Source organism: Streptomyces sp. 3330 (genome assembly GCF_031456635.1).
Classification (GTDB): domain Bacteria; phylum Actinomycetota; class Actinomycetes; order Streptomycetales; family Streptomycetaceae; genus Streptomyces.
The window spans coordinates 23210-33753 of the sequence record NZ_JAVDVA010000047.1 but is presented as its reverse complement, the minus strand read 5'-3'; the positions used below and the strand labels follow the sequence as shown (position 1 = coordinate 33753).

8 protein-coding genes and 2 pseudogenes are annotated in these 10544 nt (G+C 70.5%); 2 read left to right on the top strand and 8 right to left on the bottom strand.

What is annotated here, in order from left to right; translation table 11 throughout:
* Positions 1 to 436 precede the first annotated feature (436 nt).
* Complete coding sequence (locus J2X68_RS38875) at positions 437 to 1264, top strand: SAM-dependent methyltransferase (RefSeq protein ID WP_310437337.1); 828 nt, start codon at positions 437 to 439, stop codon at positions 1262 to 1264.
* A 630-nt stretch (positions 1265 to 1894) separates the two neighbouring features.
* Here the strand turns inward: J2X68_RS38875 and J2X68_RS40425 are convergent.
* Positions 1895 to 2105, bottom strand: a pseudogene (locus J2X68_RS40425) (hypothetical protein); the annotation flags it as partial.
* 87 nt (positions 2106 to 2192) lie between these two features.
* A complete protein-coding gene (locus tag J2X68_RS38865) occupies positions 2193 to 3299 on the bottom strand; it encodes a lipase (protein WP_310437336.1) in 1107 nt (368 codons plus the stop codon).
* Positions 3300 to 3728: 429 nt separating this feature from the next.
* Between J2X68_RS38865 and J2X68_RS38860 the strand changes: the two are divergent.
* Positions 3729 to 3962, top strand: a pseudogene (locus J2X68_RS38860) (hypothetical protein); the annotation flags it as partial.
* Between the two features lie 69 nt (positions 3963 to 4031).
* Here J2X68_RS38860 and J2X68_RS38855 read toward each other — a convergent pair.
* Genes J2X68_RS38855 through J2X68_RS38830 form a run of 6 tightly spaced genes read right to left on the bottom strand, consistent with a single transcriptional unit; the run spans position 4032 to position 10542 of the window.
* Entirely contained in the window at positions 4032 to 5846 is a 1815-nt protein-coding gene (locus J2X68_RS38855; RefSeq protein ID WP_310437335.1) for an FAD-dependent oxidoreductase, read from the bottom strand.
* A complete protein-coding gene (locus J2X68_RS38850) occupies positions 5846 to 6109 on the bottom strand; it encodes a UBP-type zinc finger domain-containing protein (RefSeq protein WP_062643024.1) in 264 nt (87 codons plus the stop codon). The genes J2X68_RS38855 and J2X68_RS38850 overlap by 1 nt, the downstream gene beginning before the upstream one ends.
* A 5-nt stretch (positions 6110 to 6114) precedes the next feature.
* Positions 6115 to 6561, bottom strand: a complete 447-nt coding sequence (gene trxA, locus J2X68_RS38845) for a thioredoxin (protein ID WP_310437334.1) — start codon at positions 6559 to 6561, stop codon at positions 6115 to 6117.
* The gene (clpB, locus tag J2X68_RS38840) at positions 6558 to 9197 is read right to left on the bottom strand and encodes an ATP-dependent chaperone ClpB (protein ID WP_310437333.1); all 2640 of its coding nucleotides are present in this window, start codon (positions 9195 to 9197) and stop codon (positions 6558 to 6560) included. The genes trxA and clpB overlap by 4 nt, the downstream gene beginning before the upstream one ends.
* On the bottom strand, positions 9188 to 9595 hold the full coding sequence (locus tag J2X68_RS38835) for a chaperone modulator CbpM (RefSeq protein WP_310437332.1): 408 nt from the start codon (positions 9593 to 9595) through the stop codon (positions 9188 to 9190). The genes clpB and J2X68_RS38835 overlap by 10 nt, the downstream gene beginning before the upstream one ends.
* The gene (locus J2X68_RS38830) at positions 9595 to 10542 is read right to left on the bottom strand and encodes a J domain-containing protein (RefSeq protein ID WP_310437331.1); all 948 of its coding nucleotides are present in this window, start codon (positions 10540 to 10542) and stop codon (positions 9595 to 9597) included. Before J2X68_RS38830 ends, J2X68_RS38835 begins: the two co-directional genes overlap by 1 nt.
* Positions 10543 to 10544: the final 2 nt, after the last annotated feature.

Sequence of the window (10544 nt, the reverse complement as noted above, 5' to 3'; positions counted from 1 at the left end):
CGTCAACGGCAAGAAGAACGAAGGCAAGGCCAAGGAATCCATCCAGGTCGTCGACGTCTCCCAGCTCCTCCTGGAATCCGTCAAAACCCCCGCCGGCGACGAACCCCCCGCCGGCGAGACACAGACCGAGGACGAACCCGAACCCCAGCCGGTGAAGTGAGACGCGGGCAGACACGCCGACTCACCACGGGCGGAGCCTGCGGCGAACGACAGCGGCCCCGGCGCCTGTCCGCAGCGCCACGCGTCCGCTCCGTCGGTCATTGCGGGCCGGAGACGGAACCGACCGGACAGACCAGACGCCGTACGGACGCGGGCCGGATACGGGTCGGATGCGGGTGGGAGACGCGCCGCGGGTCAGGGCACCTCGGCCTTCAGCGGCCCAGCACCGGAGGGAGAGCCCCAAAACGAGGGTGCGCAGGCCGCGTTGCGGGGAAGAATGGCCGCCATGACGTACGACGGCTCCTCGATCGATCCGACCAAACCCAGCATCGCCCGCGTCTACGACTACCTGCTCGGCGGCAAGGACAACTACGCCGTGGACCGTGAGATCGGCGACGTGTTCAAGCGCGACCTGCCCGGTTCGGTGGCCATCGCCTTCGCCAACCGCGCCGCCCTGACCCGGGCGGTCAGGGAGATCGCGAAGAACACCGGCATCCGGCAGTTCATCGACCTGGGCAGTGGGCTGCCGACCGCGGACAACGTGCACCAGGTCGCGCAACGGCACGCTCCCGATTCACGGGTCGTCTACGTCGACATCGACCAGCAAGTGCTGGTCCACGGCCGCGCGCTGCTGGAGAACAACGACCGGACCCGCGTCGTCGCGGTCGATGTGCGCCACCCCGAAGGCATCCGCACCCACCCCGACACCCTCGACATCATCGACTTCGATCAGCCCGTCGCGGTCATACTCAGCGCCATCCTCCACCACGTCAACGACGACGAGGACCCGGCGGGCATCGTCCGCTACTGGCGCGACCAGGTCCCCTCCGGAAGCCACTTCTTCCTCAGCCACTTCCGCTCCGGCAACAACCCCGAGACCGTGGAAGCCGAGAAGGTCCTCCAGAAGACGTTCGGCCGCGGCCGCTGGCGCACCGACGCGGAGATCGCCTCTCTGCTGGACGGTCTGGAAATCCTCGACCCGGGCATCGTCCCCGCGTCGCTGTGGCGTCCTGACGAGAACGACAACCCGTGGAACAGCGGCGAGGGACGAGAGCTCACGGTCTGGGAGCACCTCATCGCTGCCGGATTGGCCCGGAAAGCGTAGCCGTGGTCCCCGGGCGGCGATCGCCGGGCGACAGCGCCTCTGGCGTCCAGGTCGCCGGATGGTGGAGCGCCTCGGCATCGGTGGCTACGGGTTCACGTGGCTCCGCAGCCCGGGCACGAGCGCGAAGGGGAAGGGAACGGGCCGCGGGCGGTGCGTCTCGCACGGCGGTGGCGGTTGCCGTCGTCGCGCCTGTACGTCGCTTCCTCCCGCCCCGCTTGCTGCCACCACTTCGTCCCCTCCCGGACTGTCGGATGCGAGTCACTGGAGGGAAACGCCTCTTGGGCGGCCGCGTCGCGCGAGACCCGGCTGACCAGGACCGCGCGCGGCGGCTGGCGGCGGCCGGCTGAGCCACGGCCGGGTCGCGCACGGCCCAGTCATCACCGTAGGTGTCGGATCCCGGCGCCCCTGCCTTCCTCGCCAGCTTCCGGCTCCGGGCCGCGATGACGGGACCGATCTGGACGATCAGCCGATGCCCTGCGTGCTTGTACAGCGCCTCGGTGACGACGATGGGGCTCACCGCTCTGGTCAGCACAGGGGACGCTTCCGCCGCGCGACGTCGTCGGCAGGAAGTGGCCTTCTCCGTCGTCATCAGGACGAGGTTCCTCGACGTCCAGGGGACCGGAAACCGCTCTACCGGCGGACCGCCGAGATCAGCCCGCCGAGCCGCTCCTCGCGTCGCGGCGGGACACTGATCGGACGGCCGTAGGCGGCAGCGCTCGCGCAGGGTGTGGGACTCGGCCTCCCGGCCGTGCCCGGCCAGCCAACCAGCCAGCCAGCCAGCCCTGCCGACCTCTTCTGGGTCGTCCCCGTTCCCGGGAGACCACGGCGTCATTGATCCACCGTGTCGCGGCCCGCTACGGGATGGAAGCGATGGTGCTGCGCCGCCGGGAAGTGCCAGGCAGTTCGAAGAAGCGTCCGGCGCCGGTTCCTATCCGGCTATGTACTCGACCTCGGGATAGCGCGGTGAAGCCCCCCACAGCAGATGCCCAGCGTCCGGGCGGCGGCGCAGCTGGAGATCGAAGAAGGCCCGCACGGTCGCCCGTACGGCAGCCACCGCCCGGTCGGCGGGGATCGTGCCGATCTGCAGCGTCTTGCGCACCGATTCGGGGACCTGCTGGGCCATGGCCACGATGTCGGTGAAGGAGTTGTGGTCGGCGTCCGCGAGCCGCAGACAGCGGTGCCAGTCGCTCAGGTGCGCCCAGAACGGCGGCCAGGACCCGTCTTCGTTCAGCCCGTCGTGAACCGCCGTGTCCATCAGCAGGAACGGCCGGTCCAGACCGTGCTCAACCACCGGCCCGTACAGCGCGCCGTCCAGATCGATGCCGGCCCGCACCCGCTCGTCCAGATACATCACCGCCGCCGACGCGGCGCCGCCCCGGGAGTGCCCGAAAGCGCCGACCCGCGTGAGGTCCAGCGTCCCTCGCAGCCCTCGCGGGAGCGGACTCGCCTCGGCGTCGGGGTTGCCGCCCCGCTCCAGCACGGTCAGCTGGTCGAGGACGAACCGCAGATCGGCGGCGCGCACCGCGACCGCGGCCGTGCGGGCCTCGTGGCTCGCGTCGTCAGGGCGGTTGACGACCACGCGGCCGTCCGGGAACTCCACCTCGCCCGAGTCGTAGGGATGGTCGATCGCGACCACGACATAGCCCCAGGACGCCAGTTCCTCGATGACCAGCGTGTTGAACGTGCGGTCCGAGGTATATCCCGGCGAGTGGAGCAGCACCGGCCGGCGGCCGGGCCGGACCGGCGCGCGGTCCGCGCTGTGGGTCTTCGGGAGCGCGTAGCCGTCCACCGCGCCCCCGAAGCGGGCCTTCAGGGCCCGCTCGGCACCGGACGGCAACCAGGGCAGCATCGCGCGGTCACGCACGTCGGCGGCCGGGTACGTCACGGTCACCATCACCTCGCGCGGCTGCCCCGACCAGGGGTCGGTCCGCGACGGGTCGACCATGTGCAGTTCTACGGCGCCCACCGGTGCGGGACCGTTCGGCCCGGCCAGCCGGATGGGGATGAGACCGGCCGCCACTGCGGGCGTGGACACCGGCAGGGGAACGGCAGCCGCGGCGGCTGCTGCGAGGCCACCGGCTATCAGGGAACGGCGATTCGGGCGTACGGGAGGCACTGCGCTCCTTCCGTGGCCGGACCCGAGGCGCCCAGCGAAAACGGTAAAGGGAACGCCATCGTCCGGCCTGCTCATCGTCAAGTTCCGCAAAGTCTAGATCACTTGGTGCCGGAAGCCGGATTTTGTCTATCGGTTCATACCGTCCACTTACCAGCGGCCGTCGGACATCTTGTGCCGGGGCGGAGATTGCCGGGGCGGAGATGTCCCGGAAGACATCGGCACGTCCGGGTCAGGGTGCCGTCCTCTCCGCGCGAGCAGAGGAGTTCCAGAGGAGTTCCGTCGCGGGGCGGACCCCGTCCGGCCGCAGCGTCCGTCCTTTCCGCGCACGAGCGGACGGACCCCGCACAGCCACATCTCATGGAGCACCACCACCGGCTGCTGCGCGAGCTCGGCGCGACCGACGCCGCCCACCTGCGCCGCATGCTGCCCGGGCAGAAGGTGCTCGTCGTAGGCGTGCGGGCGTCCACGCAGACCCCGCCCGTCCCGTCCGGCAAGCGGGTCATCTTGACCACGCTTGAGGACGACTTCGGTCTGGTCGACATCGCCTTCTTCGAGGACTCCCACGAGGCGTGCGCGCACACTTTTCTGATGCCGCGCGAGAATTCGCGTGATCTCCGCGAGAATTCTCGTGATCTCATCGTCCGGCAGTCGTCATCCGAGCCAGGCGGACTCCTTGTGTCGTAGGCGTGCGGAGACGTCCGAGCCGCCCGCGGAAGCGGACGTGCCCGTGGTGCCGGGTGCGGCCGAGTGCCCCAGGTGCCGGTGCACGAAGTGGATGGCCATCGCGCCCTCACCGGCCGCCGAGGCCACCCGCTTCACCGAGCCGCTGCGGACGTCCCCTACCGCGAAGACCCCGGGCAGGCTGGTCTCCAGGGTCATGCACGAGCGCCCGCGGCCGTGCCACACCTCGGGGTCGGCGCAGGCTTCCTGGGCCTCCGGTCCGGTGAGGACGAAGTTGCGGGAGTCGAGGGCGATGGTGCCGGCGAGCCACTCGGTATGGGGGTCGGCGCCGGTGAAGACGAACAGGCCCTGTACCGCGAGCCGACGGTGCCCGCCCGTGCGGTTGTCGACCACGTCGAGCTCCTCCAGCACCTCCCGGCCGACGACCTCGGTGACCTCGGTGTGCAGCATGACCTCCACCCGCGGATGGCGCTCGACCTGGTCGATCAGGTAGCGGGACATGTTGGCCTCAAGGCTGGGTCCTCGGACCAGCAGGTGCACCTTCGGCGCGTACCCGGCGAGGAACAGCACGGCCTGGCCCGCCGAGTTGCCTCCGCCGACTACTGCCACCGGATCGGTGCGGCACTGCTGCGCCTCGTAGACGGTCGCCGAGTAGTGGACGCTCGTTCCCTCCAGGCGTTCGATACCGGGCACCCGGAGCCTGCGGTAGCGGGCACCCATGGCCAGGACGACCGCGCGGGCGGCGATCTCGCTGCCGTCGGCGAACGCCACCACGTAGAGGTCCTCGTCCGTGGTGCGGAGACCGGTCGCCTCCACCGGAATGCTGATCCCGGCGCCGAACTTGCCGGCCTGGAGCACGGCGCGTTCGGTCAGCTCGGCGCCGGAGATGCCTGCGGGGAAGCCCAGCAGATTCTCGATACGGGACGACGTGCCGGCCTGGCCGCCGGCGGCCATCGCCTCCACCACGGTGGTGCTCAGTCCCTCGGAAGCGGCGTACACCGCGGCAGCGAGGCCGGCGGGTCCGGAGCCGACGATGAGGACGTCCCCATGACGGCTTCCGGCGGGCAGTGACGGCAGGCCGATGAGCCGGGCCAGTTCCGCGTTGCTGGGGTTGCGCAACAGGGTGGCGTCCCGCCAGATGACGAGCGGTGTCTCCTCCGGGCCGACGCCGAAGCGGCGCAGCAGCTCCTCGGCCTCCTCGTCGGTCTCCAGGTCGATCCAGCGGTGCGGCAGCCGGTTGCGGACGGCGAATTCGCGCAACCGTCTGGTGTCGGGCGAGTAGCGCGAGCCGATGATGCGGAAGCCGGCGCCCTGTCCGACGAGCAGCGCGCGACGACCCAGACAAGCGCGCAGCACGACGTCCCCGAGGGCGGGGTCCTGGGACACCAGGTGGCGCAACCGGTCCAAGGAGACGACGAGGACCTCGCCCGGTTCCCTGGCGACAGCGGTGTAGAAGGCCACCTGCCCGTGCAGCAGCCCGAGTTCGCCGATGAAGCGACCGGGGCCGTGCACGCGCAGCACGTGTTCCTCGGGAGTGCCGTAGTCCTCGACGACGGCGACGCTACCGCTGAGGACGACGAAGAACGTCTCGCAGCGCTCCCCCTCCTGGATCAGCACGTCGTTCGAAGCCACGCTCCGGCGTTGCCCGTGCTCCGCCAGACGTGCCGTCTGGTCCTCCGTGAGGCGCGGGTACGCGCCGTAGACGTCCGGGGTCTCACCGAAGACGGCCTCGTCCGCTTCCTCCGGCATCGGTCCCGCGCCCGGCTGCGACTGGTCGCCGGACATCAGACGAACGCCTCGTGAACGTAGCACCAGCGCCAGTCCTCGCCGGGCTGGAACGACTGCACGATCGGATGGGCGTCGGCAGCTGCGTGCCTGCGCGCGTGCTTGTTCGGCGAGGAGTCACAGCACCCGACGTGCCCGCAGGTCAGGCAGAGCCTCAAATGGACCCACGGCGAGCCGAGCAGCAGACATTCCTGACACCCTTGCGGGGTCAGTGGCTGGACCGGCCGGACAAGTGCGAGGTGGGGGTCTGCGTGCAGGGTCATCCGGATCACCCTTCCCGGGCCGTGATCGATTGTTCCACCCACTGGCGCAGAGCGGGGGCGGGCGCCGCTCCCGCCTGCCTGGCGACCGTCTCGCCCCGGTCGAGCACGAGCAGTGTCGGTACCGCCTGGACGTCGAATCGCTGCGACAGCCGCGGGTTCTTGTCGACGTCGACCTTGACGAGTTTGATGCGGCCGGCGAGATCGGTGGCGACCTTCTCCAGCGCGGGGCTCACCATGCGGCAGGGGCCGCACCAGGTGGCCCACAGGTCGACCACGACGGGGACGTCGGCCCGCTCGGCGACCTCGGTGAAGTCGTCGTCGCCCGCGTCCACCATCCACGGCAGGGGCTGCTTGCAGTGGCCGCACTTGGGGCGGCCCTCCGCGGCCACGGGCACCCGATTGGTGCGCCCGCAGTTCGGACAGCTGACGGTCGTCGCCTGCATCGTGCTCATGCCGCCCGCGCTCCCTTCACGTCCTCGATGCGGTCGTAGGTGACCACCAGCTCTCCGTGTTCGGCGTCGACGCGGACCGTCGCGCCGTCCTGGACGTCGCCGCGCAGCAGGGCACGTCCGACCAGGGTCTCGACCTCGTGGGAGATGTAGCGGCGCAGCGGCCGGGCCCCGTACACCGGGTCGTATCCCTGATGGGCGATCACCTCTCGTGCAGCAGGGGTGAGTTCGACGGTGATGCGGCGCTCGGCGAGCCGCTGCCGCAGTTCGTCGAACTGCAGCTCCACGATCCGCTCGATCTGCCGCTCGCCGAGCGGCTTGAACAGCACGATGTCGTCGACGCGGTTGAGGAACTCCGGGCGGAAGTGCCCGCGCAGCTCGCCCATCACCAGGGCGCGGGCGTCGGGCTTGATCTCGCCTTCGGCGGTGGCGCCGTCGAGGAGGTGTTCGGAGCCGATGTTGGACGTCATGATGATCACGGTGTTGCGGAAGTCGACGGTGCGGCCCTGGGCGTCGGTGATGCGGCCGTCGTCGAGGATCTGCAGCAGGGTGTTGAAGACATCGGTGTGCGCCTTCTCGATCTCGTCGAACAGCACCACCGAGTACGGCTTGCGGCGTACGGCCTCGGTGAGCTGGCCGCCTTCCTCGTAACCGACGTATCCGGGCGGTGCGCCCATGAGCCGGCTGACGGTGTGCCGCTCCTGGTACTCGCTCATGTCGAGGCGGACCATGTTCTCCTCGGAGTCGAACAGAGTCCGGGCGACGGTCTTGGCCAGCTCGGTCTTCCCGACGCCGGTGGGGCCGAGGAAGATGAACGAACCGATGGGGCGGCGAGGGTCGCGGATGCCGGAGCGGGCGCGGATGATGGCGTCGGTGACGAGTTTGACGGCTTCGTCCTGGCCGATGACGCGCTCGCGCAGGATCTCGTCGAGGCGCAGCAGCTTCTCGCGTTCGCCCTCCTGGAGGCGGGCGACGGGGATGCCGGTCCAGGCCGCGACGATCTCGGCGATCTCCTCCTCCGTGACGACCTCGCGCAGCAGCCGGTTCTGCCCTTGTTTGGCGGCCAGTTGCTCCTCCTCCGCGGCGAGTCGGCGCTCCAGGTCCTGGAGCCGGCCGTAGCGGAGTTCGGCGGCGCGGTTGAGGTCGTAGGCGCGTTCGGCCTCCTCCGCCTCGTGGCGGACCTGCTCCAGTTCCTGGCGCAGCTCCTGTACGCGGCGGATCGCCTGCCGTTCGGCCTCCCACTGGGCGCGTTTGGCGTCGGCCTCGCCGCGCAGGTCGGCCAGTTCCCTGCGCAGCTCCTCCAGACGGGCCTTGCTGGCGGGATCGGTCTCCTTGGACAGGGCCGCTTCCTCGATCTCCAGGCGGGTCACCCGGCGGGTGAGCTCGTCGAGTTCGGCGGGCATGGAGTCGATCTCCGTGCGCAGCCGGGCACAGGCCTCGTCGACGAGGTCGATGGCCTTGTCGGGCAGGAAACGGTCGGTGATGTAGCGGTGGGAGAGCGTCGCCGCCGCGACCAGCGAGGTGTCCTGGATCTTCACGCCGTGGAAGACCTCCAGGCGTTCGCGCAGTCCGCGCAGGATGGAGATGGTGTCCTCCACGCTCGGCTCGTCGACCAGCACCTGCTGGAAGCGGCGTTCGAGGGCGGCATCCTTCTCGATGTGCTTGCGGTACTCGTCGAGGGTGGTGGCGCCGATCATGTGGAGTTCGCCGCGGGCGAGCATCGGCTTGAGCATGTTGCCCGCGTCCATGGCCCCTTCGGCGGCGCCCGCGCCGACGACCGTGTGCAACTCGTCGACGAAGAGCAGGATCCGTCCCTCGGCGGCCTTGACCTCGCTGAGCACTGCCTTGAGGCGTTCCTCGAACTCGCCGCGGTACTTGGCGCCGGCGACCAGGGAACCCATGTCTAGGGCGAACACCGTCTTGTCGCGCAGGCCCTCGGGGACGTCGCCGCGAACGATGCGCTGGGCCAGACCCTCGACGATGGCGGTCTTGCCGACGCCGGGGTCGCCGATGAGGACGGGGTTGTTCTTGGTCTTGCGGCTGAGGATCTGGGTGACACGGCGGATCTCCGCGTCCCGGCCGATGACCGGGTCCAGCCGCCCGGACCGAGCCTCGAGGACCAGGTCGCGGCCGTACTTCTCCAGTGCCTCGTAGGCCACTTCGGGGTTGGCGGAGGTGACGCGCTGATTGCCGCGGACCTGGGTGAGCGCGCTCAGGAACGAGTCTCTGGTGATGCCGGCCTGTTTGAGCAGTCGCCCGGCGGCGGTCGAGGAGCTCTCCTCGGCCAGGGCGAGCAGGAGGTGTTCCACGGACACGTACTCGTCCTTGAGGCGTTTGGCCTCCCGTTCGGCGGCGTCGAGCAGGCGGGACAGGCGCTGGGTGACGAAGACCTGGCCGGGCGCCGCGCCGGGGCCGGTGACCTTGGGGCGGCGGGAAAGTTCCTCGCCCACGGCAGCGCGCAGTGCCTGCGGCTCGGCGCCGGCCTGTTGCAGCAGCCGCGGGATCAGACCGTCCTCCTGATCGAGAAGGGCGAGCAGCAGGTGTTCCCCGTCGACCTCGGTGTGCCCCATGCCGACGGCCGCGGTCTGGGCCTCCTGGAGGGCTTGCTGGGACTTCTGGGTGAGCCGGTTCATGTCCATGGTGGTGTTTCACTCCTCGTGCCGCGGCCGCGCAGGGCGGCTTCGAGCAGGCTGATGCGGTCGAGCAGGTCGAGCACCAGACCGATGGATGCGTAGTTGAGGCAGAGTCCGGTGCGCAGCCGCTGGATGCGAGCGAGGACCGCAGGGGCCGTGGGGTCGAACACCAGGCGCCCCGCGGCGTCGCGTTCGGCGTCGACCAGGCCGAGGGCGACGAACCGACGGATCAGATCGGGGTGGAGGCCCGAGCGAAGGGCCACGGCGGCCAGGGAGAGCCTGGGGACGGGCACGAGCGCGTAGCGGACAGCCGTCGAGACGGTGAGTTCGGCGCCCGTTCGCACGGGACGGGCGCCGACGCCGGCCCGGCCGATGCCTGCCGCTCCCGCGGGTCGGTCGTTCATCACGTCCTCCTGGGGTCGAACGCGGAAGTGGCGGCGAGCTCCTCGAACAGTTCGCGCTCCCGCTCGCCGAGGGTGGGCGGCACCATGACGCGGAGTTCGGCGTACAGGTCGCCGTTCGCGCCCCGCGGGTTCGGCATGCCCTCGCCGCGCAGCCTCAGCCGCCGCCCGCTGGACGAGCCCGCGGGCACCGTGACCTTGGCCGTGCCGCCGCCGGGCGTGGGCACCGGCACGGTCGCCCCCAGGGCCGCCTCCCAGGGGGTGACAGGAACCTGGACGTGCACGTCACGGCCGTCCAGCCGGAACCGTGGGTGGGGCTGGACACGCACCCGCAGGTACAGGTCACCCGGGGCGGCGTCCCTGCTGCCCCGGCCACCCTCACCGGCCAGCCGGATGCGCTGCCCGTCGGTGACGCCCGGTGGCACGTCGACCTCGTACCGCCGCGGCTGCCCGGTGGGACCGGCGAGCGTGACGGTGCGACGGCCACCTCGGTACGCCTCCTCGACGGTGAGCGGCAGTTCGGCCTCCTGGTCCGCTCCGGGGACGCCGCCTCGCGCGGCCCCGGCCCCGAACATGGAGCCCAGCAGGTCCTCGATGTCGATGCCCTCCGCGCCGAAGTCGTCGCCGAAGCCGGTGGCGTACCGGACACCCGGACCGCCGCCTGTGGTCCTCCGACCGCCGAAGCCTCCGCCCGCTCCCGCCGCGACCCGTTCGTCGAAGTCCTCGGGGATCTTGCGGAAATCCTCGCCGAAGCGGTCGTAGCGGGCTCGGGTCTTGGGATCGGACAGGACGCTGTACGCCTCGTTGAGGTCCTTGAAGCGTTCTTCCGCCCCGGGGTCCTTGTTGACGTCGGGGTGGTGCCTGCGGGCGAGTTTGCGGTACGCCTGCTGGATCTCGTCCTGGCTCGCGGTCCGCGAGACGCCAAGCACCTCGTAGAAATCCCGTGCCATGA